We start from the raw sequence: 21,240 nt of genomic DNA on the forward strand, positions 1-21,240 counted from the left end.
CCGCTACGAGAAACGCGCCTACATCTACCTCGGCACTCTAACCCTCGCAGCACTCATGATCTGGCTCCGCACATGATCCGAGAAACAGTGCCTAGGGCGCTGAGTGAGTCCGGGGCCGGTCCGCCCGGTCGGCAGCCGGGCCGGTCGTTCCGGTCCGCAGCCGGGCCGGCCGCTCGGGTCAGCCGCCGGTGACCGGTAGGCCAGCGGCGCGCCACGCCTGGAATCCGCCGATCAGATCGGTGGCCCGGTGCAGCCCCAACTGGTGCAGCGAGACCGCCGCGAGGCTCGACGCGTATCCCTCGTTGCAGACGACCACGACGTGGAGATCGTGACGGTCCGCCTCCGGCAGGCGGTGGTCACCCGTCGGGTCGAGCCGCCACTCCAGCTCGTTGCGCTCCACGATCAGCGCCCCGGGGATGGTGCCGTCACGCTCCCGCAGGGCGGCGTAACGGATGTCCACGAGAAGCCCGCCGGCCTCCCGGGCCGCGGCGGCCTGTTCCGGCTCCAGACGGTCCAGCGTCCCGCGGGCCCGCTCCAGCAGTTGATCGATGGCGCTCATCCCCACACCTCCGGCTGTTCGACCTCTTCCAGACGGAACACCGGGCCGGTGCGGCTGTAGCGCCGGATCAGGGGAAGCGGCGGGTAGTAGGCGTGCACGGACACCGCGTGGGTGTCCTGCGAGGCGTTGAGCACGTCGTGTACATGGTGCGGGCCGAAGCCGCGACCGCGGCCGTCACTCAGGGTGCGCTGCCGGTCGACGCCGTCGGAGAGTTCCAGGGTCTTCCAGCCCTCGGTGGGCAGGTGGACCGCCAGTGAGTGCTCGGTCAGCTCGCCGCGCGCGGTGGCGAAGGCGCCGCGTGAGCCGCCGTGGTCGTGCCAGCCGGTGCCCGTACCGGGCGGCCAGCCGATCAGCCACACCTCACTGCCGCCCGGCCCGTTCAGCCGGAGCCAGGTGCGGCCTTCGGGGTCGAGCGGGAGGGAGGCGACGAGCGCGCGGTCCGCGGCGGTGCGGCGGACGAACGCGAGGAGTTCGCTCGCGCCGGGACCGCCGGGACTCCCGGCGGTCTGCGGGCGCGCAGGGACATGGACATCGGGCACGGGAACCGTCCTGAATGATCGCGAAGAGGCGCGGCCACCACGGCGGGAAGCCGGGGCCACGCGGGAAGGAAGAGCGGATCAGCAGAACGGACGACACGTGCAGCCCGCGTAGCGGACCAGGTCCAGATGGACCCTCCGCCACAATCGCGAGCCGTGATCAGTCACCTTCGGAGTGAAACACGGACGTTCCCACAGGGTCAACCGGCGAGCCGGCCCCAGGACCTGCCGCGGCTGCCTCACCGGCTCCCGCGGGACCTGGCACCCCGGCGCCCTCCCCCGCCCCCGAACTCCCGGACGGCGCACCGCCGTTACCCGCCCCGCCCGCCGGATGCCGTGCCGCCCGCCCGAACGGGCCGCCGCGCACCGCCGTCGCGCAGGCGTGCAGCTCGGCCGGGCGGACACCGGACATGGCGGTGACGAGATGACCGTCGGGCCGCACCAGCAGGACGGTGTGCGCGGCGGCTCCCGGATACTCCTCGGCGACCAGCACCTCGGCCTGCATCGGCAGTTCGGCGACCGCGTCGGACAGCCGCGGCATCAGCCCGGCCGACTGCCAGTGCCTGCGGTCCCAGACCCCGGTGCCCGGCGCGATCAGTATCACCAGCAGCCCCTGCCCGAGCCGGTCGCGCAGCGGCACCACCGAACCGTCGGCCGCGGTCACCGGGACGTCGGCGACCGGCGCCCCCGGCAGGGTGCCCACCGGCGTCCCCGTGGTGTGCGCGGCGGGCGGGGCGAGCGGGGAGCGGGCGTAGACGGGGGGCGCGCCCAGCGGGCCGCGCCCGAGGTGGCCGTCCGTCAGGAGGGCGCAGTGGCCGCGGGCGGCGCCCGGCAGCGCCCGCCGCAGGCCCGCCGTGCCGCCCTCACGCAGCAGCGGCAGCGCCTGGTCGGCGGCGCGCAGCCGCGCGGCGACCGCGCCCCTGCGCTCGGCCTGATAGCTGTCGAGCAGCGTCTCCGACGCACCGTGGTGCCAGGCGAGGCCCAGCTTCCAGGCGAGGTTCTCGGCGTCCCGCAGCCCCTCGTCCAGGCCCTGGGTGCCGAGCGCGCCCAGCAGGTGCGCGGCGTCCCCCGCCAGGAAGGCGCGGCCCAGCCGCCAGCGCCTGGCCAGCCGGTGGTGGACGGTGTGCACCCCGGTGTCGAGCAGTTCGTACGGCGGCACCGGGTGGACGCTTCCGCGGCCCCGGGCGGGCCCGCCGGTTTCGGGTGTGGCCGCTTCGGCGGCCCAGCCCGCCAGCGAGTCTCGGATCCGCGCCACCAGGGCATCGGGGGTGACCAGCTCGCGTCCCGGCGGCAGCAGCCAGTCCAGCCGCCAGACGCCGTCCGGCAGCGGCCGTGCGCAGACCTCGCTGCCAAGGCCGCCGCCCTGTCGCCCGGGTGAGCGGTGCAGCAGCGCCTCGCCCGGCCAGGGCAGTTCGGCGCGGACCGCGGCCACCGCATGGCGTTCGACGGCGGTGCGGCCGGGGAAGCGGATCTCCAGGAGTTTGCGGACCGTCGAGCGCGGGCCGTCGCAGCCGACGAGGTAACTCCCGCGCCACCACGTGCCGTTGGTGCCCCGGGTGTGCGCGCTGACACCGTCCGCGTCCTGCTCCAGGCCGGCCAGCCGGCCGCCGGTGATGATCTGGGCCAGCTCCTCACGCGCCAGCGCGGCGCGCAGGGCGCGGGTCAGCGCGTGCTGGGGGAGGTGGACCGGAGACCCGGCGCCCGGCGTGCCGCCGCCGGGGTGCCCGCCGTCCTCGGGTCCTTCCTGTCCGGGGCCGAGGACGACGTGCTCCATCAGCCGCCTGCGGCGTACCGTGCGCCAGCCCGACCAGCGGGTGCCCGCCGACTCCACCGCGTCCGCGCAGCCCAGCCGGCTGACGAAGTGCGCGGTGTCCTCGCGCAGTACGGCCGTACGGGCGGGACGGACGGCCTCCTGCTCGGTGGTGTCGTCGAGCACGAGGGAGGGGACGCCCATCCGGGCCAGGGAGAGTGCGAGGGAGAGGCCGACCGGCCCGGCCCCGACGACGATCACCGGGTCCACGGCATGGCTCCCCGGCCCCGGTGGTGCGACGTGTCGGTGCGGGAACTGGCAGTTGGAGCCCGGTGCGTGATCACACAGCGTATGCAACCCACTGCGACGGCCCGCGTCAAGTGACGGAGGCGGCGGTACCCGCACCGCCGCCTCCGTACACACCTGAATGCCGCCGTTCCCGACGGCCGGGCCGTTCGCCCGGGTCCTTCCCGCCTACCGGGCGGACGCGCCGGTAAGGGCACCCGGGCCGTCCAGCGCATCGGTCGCGGTCACCGGCTCGCCGGCCTCGGCCACGCCGATGCCGGTCTTGGCGCGCCGGCCGCGCCGCTCGATCCAGGTGGCGAGACCGGACAGGGCCAGGCACATCGCGACGTAGATCGTGCCGGTGACGATGATGACCGGAACGTAGGTGTCCGAGCCGTTGACGATGATGTTGGTGCTCATCTGGCGTGCGGTGAAGAGGAGTTCCTCGAACGTGATGATGTAGCCGAGCGAGGTGTCCTTCAGTGTCACCACGAGCTGACTGATGATCGTCGGCAGCATGGCCCGCACCGCCTGCGGGATCAGCACCGTCACCATGACCTGCGTCTTGCGCATGCCCAGCGCGTAGGCGGCCTCGCGCTGGCCCTTGGGCACGGAGTTGATGCCCGCCCGCAACACCTCGGCCTGCACCGATCCGTTGTAGACGGTCAGGCCGACGACCAGCGCCCAGAACTGCGGGTCGTTGCCCGACAGGCCGAGCGCTTCACGGTTGGCGAGCAGGATCACCCACAGCACGTAGATGGTGATCAGCAGCGGGATGGCGCGGAACAGTTCGATGAATCCGGTCGCCAGCAGGCGCACCGGCTTGTGGTCGGACAGCCGGGCCACGGCCAGCAGCACGCCGAACGCCAGGGAGAGCACCGCGGCGACCGCGAAGACCCCCAGTGTGGTGAGCACACCGTCGCGGATGTTGGTCCGCACACCGGCGTTGTTGAAGATGTTCCAGACCTCGGGTTCGAACTGCCCCTTGGCGTACAGCCGTTGCAGGATGAACGCGATCAGGGCCGCCACCGCGACCGAACCGACGACGGTGTAGACGCGGTTGCGCGCCTTCGTCTTCGGACCCGGTGCGTCGTAGAGAACGCTCGCGCCGCTCATGCCGATACCTCGCTTCGTTCCGCCCCGCCTGCGCGCGGCACCCACGTCGTACGGATCCGCCTGCTGTCCGCGCTCACCTGGCCACTCCCATCCGGTGTTCGAGGAACCGGAAGACTCCGCTGATGGCGAAGGTGATGACGAGGTAGGCCAGGGCGATCCACAGGAAGATCCAGGCGATCGCGAAGCCCTGGTCGCTGAGCAGTTTGGAGACGCTGAACAGTTCGGCGACGCTGAAGGCGCCGGCGATCGCTGAGTTCTTCGTCAGCGCGATGAAGATGCTGCTCAGCGGCGGCAGCACGGTGCGGGTCGCCTGCGGGAGGATGATCATCCGCAGGGTCTGGGCGAACGTCATGCCGAGGCTGCGGGCGGCCTCCGCCTGCCCCACCGGCACCGTCGAGATGCCGGAGCGCACCGCCTCGCAGACGAACGACGAGGTGTAGAAGCCGAGCGCCAGCGTGGCCAGCACGAACGGGCTGGTGCCGGGGAAGAGGATCTGCGGCACCACGAAGAAGGCGACCAGGAAGAGCAGCGTCAGCGGCGTGTTCCGCAACACCGTGACCCAGGCCGTCCCGAAGACGCGCAGCGGCGGAATCGGGGAGACCCGGAAGCCGGCTATGAGGATGCCGAGCACCAGCGCGAGCACCGCGCTGGCCGCGGTGATCGCCAGGGTTCCGAGGAACCCGTCACGGAACTCGGGAAGATGATCGAGGAGTACGTTCATGGGGTCTCCGCGGTAGCGGTCGGGTCGGCGGCGGGAAGGGGCGGGGGCGCGGGGGAGCCGGAGCGCACGGGCCGGAAGACAGCACGCCCCGCACACCCGACCCGGCGGGCGTACGGGGCGGCGCGGTCCGTTACGTGCGCGGGCGCCTCAGTACCGCGGAAGCGGCAGGTCGGGCGCGGTGTCCTTGGTGAAGGGCGAACCCGACTTGCCGAGCGTGCCGTTGTACGCCTTCTCGTAGTCGCCGTTCTTGATGTGGTTCTCCAGCGCCTTGCTGATCGCGTCGCGCAGCGCCTTGTCGTCCTTCTTCATGCCGACGCCGTACGGCTCCTTGGTGAAGGGCTTCTCGACGACCCGGAGCTTCTCGTGCCGCTGGGCGGCGTAGCCCTTGAGGATCGCGTCGTCGGTGGTGACGGCGTCGACCTGGCCGTCGAGCAGCGACTTGACGCAGTCCGAGTACTTCGACAGCTGGACGGTGTCGGCGCCGTACTTCGGCTTCTTGATCTCCTGGAGCGGCGTGGAGCCGACGATCGAGCAGACCTTCTTGCCCTTGAGGGAGGTCGGCCCGGTGATGGACTTGTCCTCCTTGCGCACCAGGAGGTCGGCGCCCGCCGTGTAGTACGGGCCCGCGAAGCCGACCTGCTTCTTGCGCTCGTCGTTGATCGTGTAGGTACCGACGTAGTAGTCGACCTGCCCCTTGGAGATGGTCGTCTCGCGCACGTTGGAGTCGATCGTGTCGAACTTGATCTGCTTCTCGGAGAATCCGAGGTCGGCGGCGACCATCTTGGCGATCTCGATGTCGAAGCCGGAGTACGTGCCCGCCGTGTCCTTGAAGCCGAGGAACGGCTGGTCGGCCTTGACGCCGATGACGATCTTCTTCGCCGCCTGCGCCTTCTTCAGCACCGGGGAGTCGACGGTGACCCCCGACGCGACCTTGTAGTCGCCGCTGTAGACATCGCCGCCGGCCGGCTTGTCGCCCGCCGTACCCGACTCGCCGCCGCACGCGGTCGCCGTCGCCGCCAGCGCGAGCACCACCGCACCCGCCGCAGCCGTTTTACGCATCCTCATGGTGAACATCCTTTGGTTCCACAGGTGTGGGCAATCAGGGGGCAATCAGGGGGGCCTGGCAGGTTCTCAGTGATGCAGGATCTTCGACAGGAAGTCCTTCGCCCGGTCGCTGCGAGGGTTGTTGAAGAACTGGTTCGGCTCGGCCTCTTCGACGATGCGGCCGTCGGCCATGAAGACGACCCGGTTCGCGGCGGAGCGGGCGAAGCCCATCTCGTGCGTGACGACGACCATCGTCATGCCGTCCCGGGCGAGCTGCTGCATGACCTCAAGGACCTCGTTGATCATCTCCGGGTCCAGCGCCGACGTCGGCTCGTCGAACAGCATCACCTTCGGATCCATCGCCAGCGCACGGGCGATGGCCACCCGCTGCTGCTGGCCGCCGGACAGCTGCGCGGGGTACTTGTCCGCCTGGGTTCCCACCCCCACCCGGTCCAGCAGGGTGCGGGCCTTCTCCTCCGCGGCTGCCTTGCCGGTCTTGCGGACCTTGGTCTGGCCCAGCACGACGTTCTCCAGCACCGTCTTGTGCGCGAAGAGGTTGAAGGACTGGAAAACCATCCCTACGTCGGCGCGCAGCCGCGCCAACTCCCGTCCCTCCTGCGGCAAGGGCTTGCCGTCGATGCTGATGCTGCCGGTGTCGACCGTCTCCAGGCGGTTGATCGTGCGGCACAGCGTCGACTTGCCGGAGCCCGAAGGCCCGATCACCACGACGACCTCGCCGCGGTGGATCGTCAGGTCGATGTCCTGGAGCACGTGCAAGGCGCCGAAGTGCTTGTTGACGTTGTCCAGTACGACCAGCTGGTCCCCGGCCGGTGCGGGGCCCCGGGCGTTCTTGGTCACCGATACTTCGCTCATCGGCGGGTAGCTCCGTCCTCCTCGGTTGGGGAGGACCCTAGGACGGCCTGCGACCAGCGTCATTACATCTGAGGGGAAATTGAGGATAACGATCCGGCCGCGGAGCGTAACGATCCGGCCGCCCCGGAACCGGTGCCGCGGGCCGCGGAGGCGCCGGAACCGCGGCGTCCGGGCGCGGGCGTACCGGCTGGGTAACGGATGGCGTCGGTGAGGTGACCGCCCCTTGACGCGCGCACCTTCCATCGCGGTAGATGCCCTGTGGCCCGTGCACGCTGTGGAGAGGGAGGCCGATGAGACTGCTGCTCGTCGAGGACGACGACCATGTCGCAGCGGCCCTGTCCGCGGTGCTGGCCAGGCACGGATTCGCCGTCGTCCACGCCCGCAACGGCGACGAGGCCCTCCAGGCCCTGCTCCCGGACGCCGCGGAACCGTTCTCCGTGGTGCTGCTCGACCTCGGCCTGCCCGACCAGGACGGATTCGAGGTGTGCGGCCGGATCCGCAAGATCTGCGCCACCCCCGTCATCATGGTCACCGCGCGCTCCGACGTGCGCTCGCGCATCCACGGCCTCAACCTCGGCGCCGACGACTACGTCGTCAAGCCGTACGACACCGGTGAACTGCTCGCCCGCATCCACGCCGTGAGCCGGCGCAACCCGGTCGGCGGCGCCGAGCCGCACCCCGAGGAGAGCGGCCCCGAAGAGCCGCTGCGGCTCGGCGCCGTCACCGTCGAACTGCCCACCCGCCAGGTGTCGGTGGGCGGGGTGGCGGTGCCGCTGACCCGCAAGGAGTTCGACCTGCTGGCGCTGCTCGCCCAGCGGCCCGGCGTGGTCTTCCGGCGGGAGCAGATCATCAGCGAGGTGTGGCGCACCAGTTGGGAGGGGACCGGCCGGACCCTTGAGGTGCACATCGCCTCGCTCCGCGCCAAGCTGCGGATGCCCGCGCTGATCGAGACGGTCAGGGGGGTCGGCTACCGCCTGGTGGCCCCCGGTTCCGGTGCCGCGCCTGCCACCCGGCCGCCCGCGTCGCCGGCCGGCTGACGGCACCGCCCGGCCATGCGCACCCGGCTCCTCCCGCTGCTCATCGTCCTGCTCGCCGGGGTGCTGCTCGCCCTCGGCATCCCGCTCGGGGTGATCACCGCGGGGGTGGAACAGCAGAAGGTGGTCGTCGACCGTATCGACGACGCCGCACGGTTCGCGTCCCTCGCCCAGTTCGTCACCGCGCGCCCCGGTGCGGACGGCACCGCGGGCGGCGCCGACGAGGACGAACGGCGGGCCACCCTCGCCGGTGAACTGGCCCGCTACCACGACCTGTACGGCATACGGGCCGGCGTCTTCCACCGCGACCGCTCGCCGATGGCCGCGGCTCCCGGCGGCTGGCGGATACCGCAGGAGGGCGAGGGCGACCAGGCGTTCAAGGAGGCGCTGGCCGGTCACCGCAGCCACGACCCCGGCCAGGTCTGGCCCTGGGACGACGGCGGACGCATCCCGGTCGCCTCGCCCGTCGTGCGGGACGGCGACGTGGTGGCGGTGGTCTTCACCGACTCGCCCACCGGGCAGATGCGCGCCCACACCCTGCACGGCTGGCTGCTGATCGCCGCGGGCGAGTGCGCGGCCATGCTCGTCGCCGTCGCCGCCGCGTTCCGGCTCACCAGCTGGGTCCTGCGCCCGGTACGGGTCCTGGACGCGGCCAGCCACGACATCGCCACCGACCGGATGAAATCCCGCGTCGCCGCCACCGCGGGCCCGCCCGAACTGCGGCGCCTGGCCCGCTCGTTCAACGAAATGGCCGACCACGTCGAAGAGGTACTCGAACAGCAGCGCGCCTTCGTCGCCGACGCCTCCCACCAACTGCGCAACCCGCTCTCCGCGCTGCTGCTGCGCATCGAGCTGCTGGCGCTGGAACTCCCCGAGGGGAACGAGGAGATCGCGGCGGTCCGCACCGAGGGCAAGCGGCTGGCCCGCGTCCTGGACGACCTGCTCGGCCTCGCGCTCGCCGAGCACACCGCCGCCGACCTCCAGCTCACCGACGTCGCCGCGCTGGCCGCCGAGCGGGTGGACTCCTGGCGCCCGCTGGCCGACGACAGGGAGGTGCGCCTGACGTACGAGGGGCACCGCGCCGTCACCGGGTGGGCCGATCCGATAGCGCTCTCCAGCGCCCTGGACGCCGTCGTCGACAACGCCCTGAAGTTCACCCCGCCCGGAGGACCGGTGACGGTGCGGGTCACGCCGGACGGGGACGCCGTACGGATCACCGTCGCGGACGGCGGTCCCGGGCTCACCGAGGACGAACTCGCCCGTATCGGCGACCGGTTCTGGCGCAGCGGCCGGCACCAGAACGTCTCGGGCTCCGGCCTCGGCCTGTCCATCACCCGGGCCCTGCTCGCGTCCGGCGGCGCCGGCATCGACTACGCCCCGCACGAGCCGCAGGGGCTGCGGGTCACCGTCACCGTGCCGCGGCACGGGCCGTGAGGTGCCCTGTGGCGCTGACCACGTTCCCTGGGGGCGCGCCGGAGACCTGTGCTAGTGTGAATGCCGTTGCAGTTGTGGTACCCATGAACTTTGTGTGCGCCCGGAGGCTGGAAGCCCCGGGCGTTCATTGTTTTCCGGACCTTTATCCGGTGTGGGGCAATCATCTCGGCGACGTGGAGTCCGCGAAGTGCGGCCTCCGGTTTGCCCCATGAAGGAGAAAATTATGGCTTCCGGCACCGTGAAGTGGTTCAACTCGGAAAAGGGCTTCGGCTTCATCGAGCAGGACGGCGGCGGCCCCGACGTCTTCGCCCACTACTCGAACATCAACTCGCAGGGCTTCCGTGAGCTCCTCGAGGGCCAGAAGGTCACCTTCGACGTGACCCAGGGCCCCAAGGGCCCGCAGGCGGAGAACATCAGCGCCGCCTGACACTCACGTGTCTCGCGGACGGGGCCCGCACCGGCCAGCCCGGTGCGGGCCCCGTCCCGTATGCGCAGGGCACCTGCCCGCGAGCAGTACCGCGTCCCCCCGTACACCTCGGTCCCCGAGCGCTGTCACACGGGTGAGTGCGCGGCCGGCACGACCACGCCTCACCTCCCCAGAAGGGTCTTCAGTGACACGAGCGACCGCACCGCGACAGAGTGCCGCACCCCGCACGTCCCCCCGGACACCGGCCCCCGCGCCGGTCGGCTCCTTCGACGAGCTTCCGCTGGCCCCGGCCCTCCTGACCGCGCTGCGTGCGCAGGGCGTCACCGAGCCGTTCCCCATCCAGGCGGCCACCCTCCCCGCGACGCTGGCCGGCCGTGACGTGCTCGGCCGCGGGCGCACCGGGTCGGGCAAGACCCTCGCCTTCGGCCTCGCGATGCTCAGCCGCACGGCGGGCCAGCGGGCCGAGAGCAAGCGCCCGCTCGCCCTCGTCCTCGTTCCCACCCGCGAACTCGCGGGACAGGTCGCCGACGCGCTCACGCCCTACGCCAAGGAACTCGGCCTGCGGATCACCACCGTCGTCGGTGGCACCTCGATCAACCGCCAGGTCGACGCGCTGCGCCGCGGCGCCGAGGTCCTGGTCGCCACCCCCGGCCGGCTCGCCGACCTCCTCGACCGCCGGGCCTGCGCCCTCGACAAGGTCACCGTCACGGTCCTCGACGAGGCCGACCAGATGACCGACATGGGCTTCCTTCCGCAGGTCACCCGCCTGATGGAGAAGGTCGACCCGGACGGGCAGCGGATGCTGTTCTCGGCGACCCTCGACCGCAACGTCGACAAGCTGGTGCGCCGCTTCCTGACCGACCCGGTCACCCACTCCGTGGACCCGTCGGCCGCCACCGTCACGACCATGGACCACCACGTCCTGTACGTCGACGACACCGACAAGCGCGCCACCACCACCGAGATCGCCGCCCGCGAAGGCCGCGTGATCATGTTCGTGGACACCAAGCGCGGCGCCGACCGGCTCACCAAGCACCTGCTCGCCCAGGGCGTACGCGCCGCCGCGCTGCACGGCGGCAAGTCCCAGCCGCAGCGCACCCGCACGCTGGAGCAGTTCCGCACCGGCCACGCCTCCGCGCTGATCGCCACCAACGTCGCGGCCCGCGGCATCCACATCGACGGCCTCGACCTCGTCGTGAACGTGGACCCGCCGACCGAGGCCAAGGACTACCTGCACCGCGGCGGCCGTACCGCCCGCGCGGGCGAGTCCGGCACCGTCGTCACGCTCGTCACGCCGGGCCAGCGCCGCGACATGACCCGGCTGATGCGCCAGGCGAAGATCACCCCGGACACCGCCAAGGTCCGCCCGGGTGACGCCGACCTCATACGGATCACCGGCGCCAGGACGCCGAGTGGCGAGCCCGTCGTGCTCACCGCGCCCGCGGCGGCACCCTCCGCGGGCGCGCGCCCCGGTGGCGGCGGCGCAGCAGGCGGACGGCGGCGCCCGCGCCGCAGCAGGCCGGCCCGCCGCCCTTCCCGGGCACCCCGGGCCTGACGCCGCGGACACGGAGCGGGCCCGCCGGTCTCACCGGCGGGCCCGTTTTGCCGTCCGTGCCGCTCAGGGCTTCTCCGACACGTAGTAGCGCCTGGCCCCCTCGTGCAGCGGCAGTGGATCGGTGAACACCGCCGTCCGCAGGTCCACTTTCTGGGCGGCGTGCACCTGCCGCCCTATCGCGTCCCGGCTGTTGATGACGGTCCTGGTGATGCCCTCCGTGCGGGCGGCGTCCTCCCGGTCCGTCGTCACCAGCAGGTTCGCCACCGCGATCGTCTTCACCGCCTGCCCGTCCTGCGCCTGCGGATAGGCGTCGGCCGGCATCACGGCGGAGCGGTAGTAACGGTTCGGCGGGCCCTGCCGGTGCAGCGCGCCGAGCAGATCGCCGAGCTGGACGAGCCGCACCGGGAAGCGCTCCTCCAGGTGCTGCACCGCGGCGGTGGGCAGCCCGCCCGACCAGAAGAACGCGTCCAGCTTTCCCTTCCGCAGCAGCTCGGGCATCCGGTCGATACCGACCCGCACCGGCACGATGTCCTTGTCGAAGTCCAGGCCCGCGGCCTTCACGAGCCGCCGGGTGATCAACTGGACCCCCGAACCGTCGGCGCCCACCCCCACCCGCAGCCCGCCCAGTTCCTTCGCCGAGCGCAGCCGCGACGTCTTGGGCACCACCAGCTGCAGGTAGTCGTCGTACAGCCGCGCGCAGGCGCGCAGCGCGTCCGCGCCCTTCTCGCCATGGGCCTGGTAGGCGGCGACCGCGTCGGCGGTCGCGATGGTGAACCCGGCGCTCCCGGAGGCCAGTTGGCGCAGATTGTCGATCGAGCCCTCGCTGCGCTTCAGCCGCAGGTCGAGCTCCGGCATGTCGTGCGCCAGATCCTGCCGGAGCAGCTCCCCGTAGCGCGCGTACACACCGGTCGGTACCCCGGTCGCCAGCGTCACCTCGCCGCCGCGCGACGGGGCGCCGCCCGGGGACAGCAGCCACCACAGGAACAGTCCGAGCACGGCCAGGGCGGCGGTCGCGACGCGGAGCGTGCGACGGCCGGCGGGGCGGGCGATTGCGGTGACCATGAGCGGATCCTGCCAGCACCCGCGGGGCCCCGGAAGCCTTCCGCGCCAGCCGCGTACCGCCGCATCCGCCCACACCGGCGCGCGACGCGGGACGCCGCCGCCGATAGGCTCGCCGCGCCCCTTGCGCCGCAAGGGAGTTGCGCCACGGGAGGCATCAGGTGGACGTGCCGCAGGGAAGCGGGCCGGGCGGCGAACGGCGGGCGGCACGGCAGGAGGAGCTACAGGCCGAGGCCGACGCGGTCGCCGCCGACCTCGGTCTCGGGCGGCTGCTGTCGGCGCAGGGCGAGCCCGTGCGGGTGGGGAGCGCCGCGCTGGGCCTGATGGTGGCGCCCGATCTGGACATCACCGTGATCTGCCCCGGTCTTGACGGGAGCACCGCGCGGGCGGTGGCCGGAATCGGCGCCGAGCTGGCGGTGCACGACCGGGTGCGGCAGGTGACGTTCCGGGACGACACCGGCCGCTGGAACACCGACCCGCGCTATCCGGACGGCCTGTACCTCAAGGTCGGCTACCGCTCGGCGGCCGGCCGGGACTGGGCCCTGGACATCTGGTTCGTGGACGACCCCGACCGCCAGCCCGACCTGGCCCACATCCGTACGCTGCCGCCGCGGCTGACGGACGCGCACCGTGCGACGATCCTGCGGATCAAGGAGGCGCTGGCCGGGCGGCCCGGCGCGCGGGTGACCGGTTACGAGGTGTGCCGCGCGGTGCTGGACGGCGAGGTCACCACCGTCGAGGCGTTCGACGCGTGGTACGCCGGGGAGCGGGCGGGGCGGCCCGGCCAGGAGTGACGGACGGTGTGCGGGCCGGTCTTTCGGTGCGCGGGACCGGACGGCGGCCCGGTCCGCCCGCTGCGCGATAATGCCGGTATGCGGATCTCAGCCAGGGCGGACTATGCGGTGCGGGCCGCGCTGCAGCTCGCGGCGGCCGGGGACGCGGGTCCGCTCAAGGCCGAGGCCATCGCCGAAGCCCAGGACATCCCGCGCAAGTTCCTGGAAGGCATCCTCAACGACATGCGCCGCGGCGGTCTCGTCGTCAGCAGGCGTGGCGGCAGCGGCGGTTACCGGCTGGCCAGGGACGCGCGGGAGATCAGCATCGCGGACGTCATCCGGGTCATGGAGGGCCCGCTGGTGTCGGTGCGCGGCGTCCGCCCGCCCGAGCTGGCGTACTCAGGTCCCGCGCGGTCGCTGCTGCCGCTGTGGATCGCGCTGCGGGCCAACGTGCGGCAGATCCTGGAAGGGGTCTCGCTGGCCGACGTGGCGGCGTCCGAACTGCCCGGCGACGTGTCCGAACTTGCCGACGACCCCGAGGCGTGGACCAACCCGTAAGGCGTCCGGATGGCAAGACGAGGCTGTCCAGCCCTTGAACTCCTCTTGCCCTCACGGGATTCGGCACCGCATTCTCTGATTCCCTACTAACCCAGTGGGGAAACTGGGAAAAGCATCCGGGAGGAGGCGACCGTGCCCCGCACGCGCCGCGCCACGGCCATCCGTCACACCCCGGCCACCCCCACCGAGGTGACGGGCACCCTGCCGCCGGAGGCCGCCCCGCGCCCCGCGGCACAGCGCCTCAACACCCCGCCGGACGGCGGTACTTGGGACCGCGTCGTCCGCGAGGTCGCCGACGACCTCGCCGTCGACGCGCTCGCCCGCGACCGGGCGGGCAAGCCCCCGCACGACGAGGCGGGACGGCTGCGCGAGGCCGGGCTGCCCGCCCTGCTGACCCCGCCCGCCACCGGCACCGGAGCCGACTGGCGGACGGCCTGCGCGGCCCTCCGCGAGATCGCAGCGGCCGACGGTTCCCTCGGCGAACTGCTGGCCCGCCACTACGTCCTGTCCTGGAGCCCCCGCCTCCTCGGCACCCCGGAAAGCGCCAGGAACGTGGAGCGCCGGGCGCTCGACGGACGCTGGCTGTGGGCCGGCGATGTGACCCTGCCGGACGCCGACCGCGCACCGGAGACGGACCCCGGCCTGACGCTCACCCCGGCCGGCGACGGCTACGTACTCGACGGACAGAAGTCCTTCGCCGCCGGCGTCACCGTCGCCGACCGGCTGCTCATCGGCGCACCCGACAGCCGCACCGGCGAGCCGGTCGTCGTGACGGTGGACCCCGGCCACCCCGCGGTGACCGCCGCCCCGGCCCACGACCGGCTGGGCCAGCGGCTCACCGGCGCCGGCACCGTCCGCTTCGACGGCGTCCCCATCGCCCGGCACGACGTGGTGGCCACCGTGCCGCGCGAGGAGCACGACGTACCGCCCTGCGCCACGCTCGCCCCCCTGGCGCTGCGGCTCGCCCTCGTCCACGTCGGCCTGGGCATCGCCGAAGGGGCGCTGGCCGAGGCGCGCGACGTCATCCGCCGCGGTGCGCCGCCCGCCTGGACCGCCTTCGAGCCGGACGGCGGCGGCTACGAGACGCGACCGGACAGCGACCCCTACCTCCTGCTCCACTACGGCGAGCTGGTCACCGCCGCCCACGCCGCCGCGTCCGTCGCCGAACCCGCCACCCGGGCGCTGGCCGGCGGCCTGCTCGCGGGCCAGGGCCTCGGCGTCGAGGAGCGCGCCGAGATCGCCGTGCTGGTCGCCGCCGCCGAAGCCGTCACCCACCGCTCCGCGCTGCACGTCACCACCCGCCTCCTGGAACTCACCGAAGGCGCAGCCGCCTCCGCCGACGACCCGGGACTCGACAGGTTCTGGCGCAACGCCCGCGTCCTGACGGCACGGGAGGCGTCCCCCCGCAGGTTCCGCGACATCGGCGACCACTACCTGAACGGCGCCCAGCTGCCGCTCACGCTGCGGGGCTGACACCGTAGGCGGCGCGTCACTCGTGGCGCGGGCCGCCCCGGACGCCGGGTCCTGGCCGCCCGGGACAGTGCGCTCCCCGCGCCCCCTTACCCTTGAGGAATGACCAGCAGCAGTGACCGGAGCCATGGCGTGGGCGTTCAGAGAAGTTATGAGATCCGCACCTACGGGTGCCAGATGAACGTCCACGACTCCGAGCGGCTGTCGGGCCTCCTGGAGGACGCCGGATACGTTCCCGCGCCCAAGGACGCCGACGGCGCCGACGTCGTCGTCTTCAACACCTGCGCGGTGCGGGAGAACGCCGACAACCGGCTCTACGGCAACCTCGGCCAGCTCGCCCCGAAGAAGGCCGGACGGCCGGGCATGCAGATCGCCGTCGGCGGCTGCCTCGCCCAGAAGGACCGCGACACCATCGTCAAGAAGGCCCCCTGGGTCGACGTGGTATTCGGGACGCACAACATCGGGAAGCTGCCGGTCCTCCTGGAGCGCGCCCGCGTCCAGGAAGAGGCACAGGTCGAGATCGCCGAGTCCCTCGAAGCGTTCCCCTCGACCCTCCCCACCCGCCGCGAGAGCGCCTACGCGGCCTGGGTCTCCATCTCCGTCGGCTGCAACAACACCTGCACCTTCTGCATCGTCCCCGCGCTGCGCGGCAAGGAGAAGGACCGGCGGCCCGGCGACATCCTCGCCGAGGTCGAGGCGCTGGTCGCCGAGGGTGTCAGCGAGATCACCCTGCTCGGCCAGAACGTCAACGCCTACGGCTCCGACATCGGCGACCGCGAGGCGTTCAGCAAGCTGCTGCGCGCCTGCGGAAAGATCGAGGGCCTGGAGCGGGTCCGCTTCACCTCCCCGCACCCCCGCGACTTCACCGACGACGTCATCGCCGCCATGGCCGAGACCCCCAACGTCATGCCGCAGCTGCACATGCCGCTCCAGTCGGGATCCGACCGGGTGCTCAAGGCCATGCGCCGCTCCTACCGCCAGGAGCGCTACCTCGGCATCATCGAGAAGGTGCGCGCCGCGATGCCGGACGCCGCCCTGTCGACGGACATCATCGTCGGCTTCCCCGGCGAGAGCGACGAGGACTTCGAGCAGACCCTGCACACGGTCCGCGAGTCCCGCTTCGCCCAGGCGTTCACCTTCCAGTACTCCAAGCGCCCCGGAACCCCGGCCGCCGACATGGAGGGCCAGATCCCGAAGGCCGTCGTCCAGGAACGCTACGAACGCCTCGTGGCCCTCCAGGAGGAGATCTCCTGGGAGGAGAACAAGAAGCAGGTCGGCCGCACCCTGGAGGTCCTGGTCGCGGAGGGCGAGGGCCGCAAGGACGACGCGACCCGACGGCTGTCGGGGCGCGCGCCCGACAACCGCCTCGTCCACTTCACCCGCCCCGACGAGCCGGTGCGCCCCGGCGACATGGTGACCGTGGACATCACCTACGCCGCCCCGCACCACCTCCTCGCCGAGGGCCCCACCACCTCCGTACGCCGCACCCGCGCGGGCGACGCCTGGGAGAAGCGCAACGCCGCCCCCGCGCCGCAGCCCGCGGGCGTGATGCTGGGCCTGCCGACGGTCGGTGCCCCGGCGCCCGCCCCGGCAGCGGCACCGGGCTGCGCCTGCGGCTGACCCCTCCCGGGCCGCTCCGTCCCGCGGGGCGGCCCCGGGCGGACCGGCGCGAGGGGCGCGGGAGTTACGCTGCGTGGCATGCTCGTTGCCGCCGCCCTGTGCCCGTGCCCGCCCCTGCTCGTCCCCGAGGTCGCCTCCGGCGCCGCCGCCGAGCTGGACGGCCTGCGCGCCGCCTGCTTCGACGCGCTCGGCGTGCTCGCCGCCGCCCGGCCCGACCGGCTGGTCGTCATCGGCCCCGCCGAACAGGCAGGCCGCGGCCCGCACCCGCAGGGCGCCACCGGCTCCTTCCGCGACTTCGGCGTGGCCACCGAGGTGAGCCTGGGCGCGGCGGAACGGACCCCGGAACGCCCGCTGCCGCCCTCGCTCGCCGTCGGCGCCTGGCTGCTCTCCCGTACCGACTGGGCCGACGCGCCCGTCGAAGGGCTGGGCGTGGGGGAGCCGCTGTCCCCGGGCCGCTGCCTGTCGGTCGGCCGCGAGATCGCCGCCTCGTCGGCCCGGGTGGCGCTGCTCGTGATGGGCGACGGCAGCGCCTGCCGCACGGTGAAGGCGCCCGGCTACCTCGACGAACGGGCCGAGCCCTTCGACGCCGAGGTGGCCCGCGCGCTGGGCGCAGCCGACACCGACGCGCTGGCCGCGCTGGACGAGGAACTGGCCGCCGAACTCAAGGCATCGGGCCGGGCCTGCTGGCAGGTCCTCGCCGGTGCCGCCCAGGAGGGCGCCCCGCTCGGCGGCGAGCTGCTGTACGACCAGGCGCCGTACGGGGTCGGGTACTTCGTCGCGGCGTGGTCGTAGGCCGTGTCGTCGATGTCCCGCCCGGCCAGGGCGCTTCTGACGGATCTCCGCGGCGCCGCCTGAGTCCCGCGGGGCCGGAGGGCCCCGGCCCGGGGGACGGGAACAACAGCGGGAACGGCCGCGAGCGAGGTGCTCGCGGCCGTTCCCGCTGTCCTGGGACCTTCCGTCGCCCGCTGTGCCGCCGGGCCGTTCGGGGCGCGCTCAGCGGCGCGGCCCCTCGCGGAGCCCGACGCCGGGGGTGACGGACGCCGTCGGCCCCAGGAGCGTCGCCGTTCACCGTCGCCGCGCCGTCTACTTGCGGGCGCCGTCACCGGCCTCGCGCTCGGCCGCCGTGGCGGACTGCTGCCGGGGGATCCCGGCGCCCTCGGCCCCGTCCTCGGTGGCCTCGGCCTTCGCGGCCTTCGCCGTCCTCGCGCTCTTACCGGACTTCGTGGCCTTCGCGGCTTTCGTACCCTTCGTGACCTTCGCGGGTCCGGCCTCTGCGGCTCTGCCCTTTCCGTCCGCGCCTTCGGGGGCACCGTCCTTCCCGTCCGCCCCCTCCGTGGCGCCACCCTCTCCGGCTCCGCCTTCCGCAACCGTCTCCGCCGGCGCCGCCTCTTCCGCAGCCGGCTCGGCCGCTTCGGGCGCGGCCTCCGGGGTGCCTCCGGAATCCGTGCCGCTTCCCTGGCCCTCGGTGTCCGCCGCGGCCCCGGTGTCGTCACCGGCTTCCTCCGTGGCGGTCACGGCCGGGGCGACCGCTTCCTCCGGTGAGGACCCGGACGGACGCCGACCGAACCAGGGGAAACGCGAAAAAACACCCATACTTGCTCCAACCCCTACCGATGTGAGGGAACTCCCGCGCCGCCCGGGGCGTGCCCTTCCGCCGCCCACGGGGCGCCGGCCGCACGCCGATGCCCGGGATCCCGCAACAGGCAACGACCCCGAGGGTGCCCCGTCACGTCGCTCGTTCGGGGTCGGTGTCCGATGTTTGCGAGACTGGCGCCGTGAACACCGCAGTTCCCGCTCCGCGGGTCATCGCCGTCGTCGGCCCCACCGCGGCCGGAAAGTCCGATCTGGGCGTCGCGCTCGCCCGGCACCTGGGCGGCGAGGTGATCAACGCCGACTCCATGCAGCTCTACCGCGGCATGGACATCGGCACGGCCAAGCTCACCCCTGAGGAACAGCAGGGCGTACCGCACCGCCTCCTGGACGTCTGGGACGTCACCCGGGCCGCCAACGTCGCCGAGTACCAGCGGCTGGCCCGCGCCGAGATCGACCGGCTGCTCGCCGACGGCCGCACCCCCGTCCTGGTGGGCGGCTCCGGCCTCTACGTGCGCGGCGCCATCGACGCCCTCGAATTCCCCGGCACCGACCCGGCCGTCCGCGCCCGCCTGGAGGACGAACTCGCCGAGCACGGCAGCGGCGCGCTGCACGCCAGGCTCGCCGCCGCCGACCCCGAGGCCGCCGCCGCGATCCTGCCGGGCAACGGCCGCCGCATCGTGCGCGCCCTGGAGGTCATCGAGATCACCGGCCGCCCCTTCACCGCGAACCTCCCCGGCCACGAAGCCGTCTACGACACCGTGCAGATCGGCGTCGGCGTCGACCGGCCCGAACTCGCCGAACGGATCGCCCGGCGGGTGGACCGGATGTGGGAGGCGGGACTGGTCGACGAGGTGCGGGCCCTGGAGGCCGCCGGGCTGCGCGAGGGGCTGACCGCGTCCCGGGCGCTCGGCTATCAGCAGGTGCTCGCGCAGCTGGCGGGGGAGTGCACCGAGCAGGAGGCGCGCGAGGAGACCGTGCGCGCCACCAAACGGTTCGCCCGGCGCCAGGACTCCTGGTTCCGGCGCGATCCCCGGGTCCACTGGCTCAGCGGCGCGGCCGACGACAGGGCGGAACTTCCCCGCCGCGCGCTGGCGTTGCTCGAACGACCGGTCACAGCCTGATCACGTCATGGCATCGGGACGCTCCGGCCGTCATCCGGGCCGCTGAGGGCGTGTCATCATCGACCTTCGATCGAGCGTGCAGTCTGCGGCAGGGAGGGCGCGTGGCAATGGAGGCCGGCCCTCGCAACAGAGCGCAGCAACCGGACCGGGACGGCACCGGCACGGCGTCGCACGACGACACCGCGGCGCCGCACCGCACGGACACCGCCGGCGAGCACCAGGCTCCCGGCACCCGTACCCCGGCGCTCGGCGACCCCACCACCCTGGACGCACCGGACACCGCGGCCCTGGACGACTCCGACAGCCCCGACGCGGACCAGCCCGTCCCCGAGGGCGGCGAGTCCTTCCGTGAGCTGCGCCCGCCCCGGCGGCTGCGCCTGTGGCAGCTCGCACCGGTCGTGGCACTCGGCACCCTCGGTTCGCTGATGTTCGCCTTCCCCCTCGCCTTCGAGTTCGGCGGGGACGGCGGCGCGGTGATCGCGATGCTCGGCCTGCTGCTGTGCTGCTGCGCCGCCGGCTGGGGCATGATGGCCGCCCGCCGCGTCGGCCAGAGCTGGCCGGGACTGCCCGACCGTGGCTCGGGCCGCCGCGCGAACTGGCGCGTGGTGCTGCTCTACGCCGCCGTGGTGGGCGTCCTGGCGGCCCTCGCCATCTGGCGCGTGGCCCGGCTGCGCTGACCCGCGAGGGCACCGCCCGCGCCGCCCGTCCCGTAGGGCCCGTACGATTCAAGGGTGAGCACCGCAGCGCGTATCGACTTCCTCAAGGGCCACGGCACCGAGAACGACTTCGTGATCGTTCCCGACCCGGACGGCCTCCTGGAGCTGACCCCGGCAGCCGTCGCCCGGATCTGCGACCGGCGGGCCGGCATCGGCGGCGACGGCGTGCTGCGGGTCGTACGGTCCGCGGCGCACCCCGAGGCGCGCGCGATGGCCGACGAGGCCGAATGGTTCATGGACTACCGCAACGGCGACGGCTCGATCGCCGAAATGTGCGGCAACGGCGTCCGCGTCTTCGCCCGCTACCTCCTGCACGCCGGACTGGTCGAGGCAGGCGACCTCACCCTCGCCACCCGGGCCGGCCTGCGCCGGGTCCACCTCGGCAAGACCGGGGACGTCACGGTCGCCATGGGCCGCGCCGAGCTGCCCGACGAGGGTGTCGTGGTCACGCTCGACGGCCGCAGCTGGCCGGCCCGCAACGTGAACATGGGCAACCCGCACGCCGTCGCCTTCGTCGACGACCTCGGCCACGCGGGCACCCTGTACGAGGCACCGCCGTTCAGCCCGGCGGCGGTCTATCCCGAGGGCGTCAACATCGAGTTCGTCGTGGACCGCGGCCCGCGCCATGTGGCGATGCGGGTGCACGAGCGCGGCTCAGGCGAGACCCGCTCCTGCGGCACGGGCGCCTGCGCGGTCGCCGTCGCCACCGCCCGCCGGGACGGCGCCGACCCCGCGCGCAGCGGGACGCCCGTCACGTACACCGTCGACGTGCTCGGCGGCAGCCTGTCGATCACCGAACTGCCGGACGGCACCATCGAGATGACAGGCCCCGCGGTGATCGTCGCCGACGGCACCTTCGACCCGGCCTGGCTGGAGTCCGCGCTCGCCTGACGCACGCCGCGGCGGGCGCCCGGGGGAGATACGGGCGCGCTCGGGAAGTTCCCTCGAACGGGTGATCCGTTTCCTGCCGGGGGAGAGGTGGACAGAGCTGCGTGG

At 73.1% G+C, this 21,240-nt stretch carries 21 protein-coding genes; 12 read left to right on the forward strand and 9 right to left on the reverse strand.

The window, feature by feature from the left end:
- Window positions 1–178: 178 nt before the first annotated feature.
- The 7 genes from ACIBK8_RS34975 to ACIBK8_RS35005 all read right to left on the reverse strand — a co-directional run bounded on the left by ACIBK8_RS34975 (window position 179) and on the right by ACIBK8_RS35005 (window position 6,884).
- The gene (locus ACIBK8_RS34975; RefSeq protein ID WP_393687029.1) at window positions 179–559 is read right to left on the reverse strand and encodes a rhodanese-like domain-containing protein; all 381 of its coding nucleotides are present in this window, start codon (window positions 557–559) and stop codon (window positions 179–181) included.
- On the reverse strand, window positions 556–1,098 hold the full coding sequence (locus tag ACIBK8_RS34980) for a cysteine dioxygenase (RefSeq protein WP_399046645.1): 543 nt from the start codon (window positions 1,096–1,098) through the stop codon (window positions 556–558). The genes ACIBK8_RS34975 and ACIBK8_RS34980 overlap by 4 nt, the downstream gene beginning before the upstream one ends.
- 157 nt (window positions 1,099–1,255) lie before the next feature.
- A complete protein-coding gene (locus ACIBK8_RS34985) occupies window positions 1,256–3,115 on the reverse strand; it encodes an FAD-dependent monooxygenase (protein WP_399046646.1) in 1,860 nt (619 codons plus the stop codon).
- A 204-nt stretch (window positions 3,116–3,319) separates the two neighbouring features.
- Window positions 3,320–4,246, reverse strand: coding sequence for an amino acid ABC transporter permease (locus ACIBK8_RS34990; RefSeq protein WP_399046647.1), 927 nt, complete (start codon window positions 4,244–4,246; stop codon window positions 3,320–3,322).
- A 73-nt stretch (window positions 4,247–4,319) separates the two neighbouring features.
- Entirely contained in the window at window positions 4,320–4,967 is a 648-nt protein-coding gene (locus ACIBK8_RS34995; protein ID WP_393687025.1) for an amino acid ABC transporter permease, read from the reverse strand.
- Between the two features lie 147 nt (window positions 4,968–5,114).
- A complete protein-coding gene (locus ACIBK8_RS35000; RefSeq protein ID WP_393687024.1) occupies window positions 5,115–6,032 on the reverse strand; it encodes a glutamate ABC transporter substrate-binding protein in 918 nt (305 codons plus the stop codon).
- A 66-nt stretch (window positions 6,033–6,098) separates the two neighbouring features.
- Complete coding sequence (locus ACIBK8_RS35005) at window positions 6,099–6,884, reverse strand: amino acid ABC transporter ATP-binding protein (protein WP_399046648.1); 786 nt, start codon at window positions 6,882–6,884, stop codon at window positions 6,099–6,101.
- 290 nt (window positions 6,885–7,174) lie between these two features.
- Here ACIBK8_RS35005 and ACIBK8_RS35010 point away from each other — a divergent pair, with 290 nt between their 5' ends.
- From ACIBK8_RS35010 to ACIBK8_RS35025, 4 genes are all read left to right on the forward strand, one after another.
- Window positions 7,175–7,921: a response regulator transcription factor gene (locus ACIBK8_RS35010; protein ID WP_399046649.1), complete on the forward strand. Its 747-nt coding sequence runs from the start codon at window positions 7,175–7,177 to the stop codon at window positions 7,919–7,921.
- Between the two features lie 15 nt (window positions 7,922–7,936).
- Window positions 7,937–9,352 (forward strand): sensor histidine kinase, encoded by a 1,416-nt coding sequence (locus tag ACIBK8_RS35015; RefSeq protein ID WP_399046651.1) that lies wholly within the window; start codon window positions 7,937–7,939, stop codon window positions 9,350–9,352.
- Between the two features lie 223 nt (window positions 9,353–9,575).
- Complete coding sequence (locus ACIBK8_RS35020; RefSeq protein WP_393687020.1) at window positions 9,576–9,779, forward strand: cold-shock protein; 204 nt, start codon at window positions 9,576–9,578, stop codon at window positions 9,777–9,779.
- 73 nt (window positions 9,780–9,852) lie between these two features.
- Window positions 9,853–11,334: a DEAD/DEAH box helicase gene (locus tag ACIBK8_RS35025; protein ID WP_399046673.1), complete on the forward strand. Its 1,482-nt coding sequence runs from the start codon at window positions 9,853–9,855 to the stop codon at window positions 11,332–11,334.
- A gap of 63 nt (window positions 11,335–11,397) precedes the next feature.
- On the opposite strand, the gene ACIBK8_RS35030 is transcribed toward ACIBK8_RS35025, so the two are convergent.
- Window positions 11,398–12,396, reverse strand: coding sequence for a TAXI family TRAP transporter solute-binding subunit (locus tag ACIBK8_RS35030; RefSeq protein WP_399046653.1), 999 nt, complete (start codon window positions 12,394–12,396; stop codon window positions 11,398–11,400).
- A gap of 158 nt (window positions 12,397–12,554) precedes the next feature.
- Between ACIBK8_RS35030 and ACIBK8_RS35035 the strand changes: the two genes are divergently transcribed.
- From ACIBK8_RS35035 to ACIBK8_RS35055, 5 genes are all read left to right on the forward strand, one after another.
- Complete coding sequence (locus tag ACIBK8_RS35035; protein ID WP_399046655.1) at window positions 12,555–13,187, forward strand: hypothetical protein; 633 nt, start codon at window positions 12,555–12,557, stop codon at window positions 13,185–13,187.
- Between the two features lie 78 nt (window positions 13,188–13,265).
- Window positions 13,266–13,724: an RrF2 family transcriptional regulator gene (locus ACIBK8_RS35040; protein ID WP_393687018.1), complete on the forward strand. Its 459-nt coding sequence runs from the start codon at window positions 13,266–13,268 to the stop codon at window positions 13,722–13,724.
- Window positions 13,725–13,856: 132 nt separating this feature from the next.
- Window positions 13,857–15,197 carry an acyl-CoA dehydrogenase family protein gene (locus tag ACIBK8_RS35045; RefSeq protein WP_399046657.1) on the forward strand — a complete coding sequence of 447 codons (1,341 nt, stop codon included), beginning with the start codon at window positions 13,857–13,859 and terminating at the stop codon, window positions 15,195–15,197.
- A 99-nt stretch (window positions 15,198–15,296) separates the two neighbouring features.
- The gene (miaB, locus tag ACIBK8_RS35050) at window positions 15,297–16,814 is read left to right on the forward strand and encodes a tRNA (N6-isopentenyl adenosine(37)-C2)-methylthiotransferase MiaB (RefSeq protein WP_399046659.1); all 1,518 of its coding nucleotides are present in this window, start codon (window positions 15,297–15,299) and stop codon (window positions 16,812–16,814) included.
- 78 nt (window positions 16,815–16,892) lie between these two features.
- A complete protein-coding gene (locus tag ACIBK8_RS35055; RefSeq protein ID WP_399046660.1) occupies window positions 16,893–17,606 on the forward strand; it encodes a class III extradiol dioxygenase subunit B-like domain-containing protein in 714 nt (237 codons plus the stop codon).
- 291 nt (window positions 17,607–17,897) lie between these two features.
- On the opposite strand, the gene ACIBK8_RS35060 is transcribed toward ACIBK8_RS35055, so the two are convergent.
- Window positions 17,898–18,329, reverse strand: coding sequence for a hypothetical protein (locus ACIBK8_RS35060; RefSeq protein ID WP_399046662.1), 432 nt, complete (start codon window positions 18,327–18,329; stop codon window positions 17,898–17,900).
- Window positions 18,330–18,589: 260 nt separating this feature from the next.
- On the opposite strand from ACIBK8_RS35060, the gene miaA reads away from it, so the two are divergent.
- The 3 genes from miaA to dapF all read left to right on the forward strand — a co-directional run bounded on the left by miaA (window position 18,590) and on the right by dapF (window position 21,135).
- A complete protein-coding gene (gene miaA, locus ACIBK8_RS35065; protein WP_399046664.1) occupies window positions 18,590–19,528 on the forward strand; it encodes a tRNA (adenosine(37)-N6)-dimethylallyltransferase MiaA in 939 nt (312 codons plus the stop codon).
- Window positions 19,529–19,635: 107 nt separating this feature from the next.
- Complete coding sequence (locus ACIBK8_RS35070) at window positions 19,636–20,205, forward strand: hypothetical protein (RefSeq protein WP_399046675.1); 570 nt, start codon at window positions 19,636–19,638, stop codon at window positions 20,203–20,205.
- Window positions 20,206–20,259: 54 nt separating this feature from the next.
- Entirely contained in the window at window positions 20,260–21,135 is an 876-nt protein-coding gene (dapF, locus tag ACIBK8_RS35075) for a diaminopimelate epimerase (RefSeq protein ID WP_399046666.1), read from the forward strand.
- Window positions 21,136–21,240: the final 105 nt, after the last annotated feature.

The sequence above is a fragment of the Streptomyces sp. NPDC050161 genome (genome assembly GCF_044460025.1).
GTDB lineage: Bacteria > Actinomycetota > Actinomycetes > Streptomycetales > Streptomycetaceae > Streptomyces.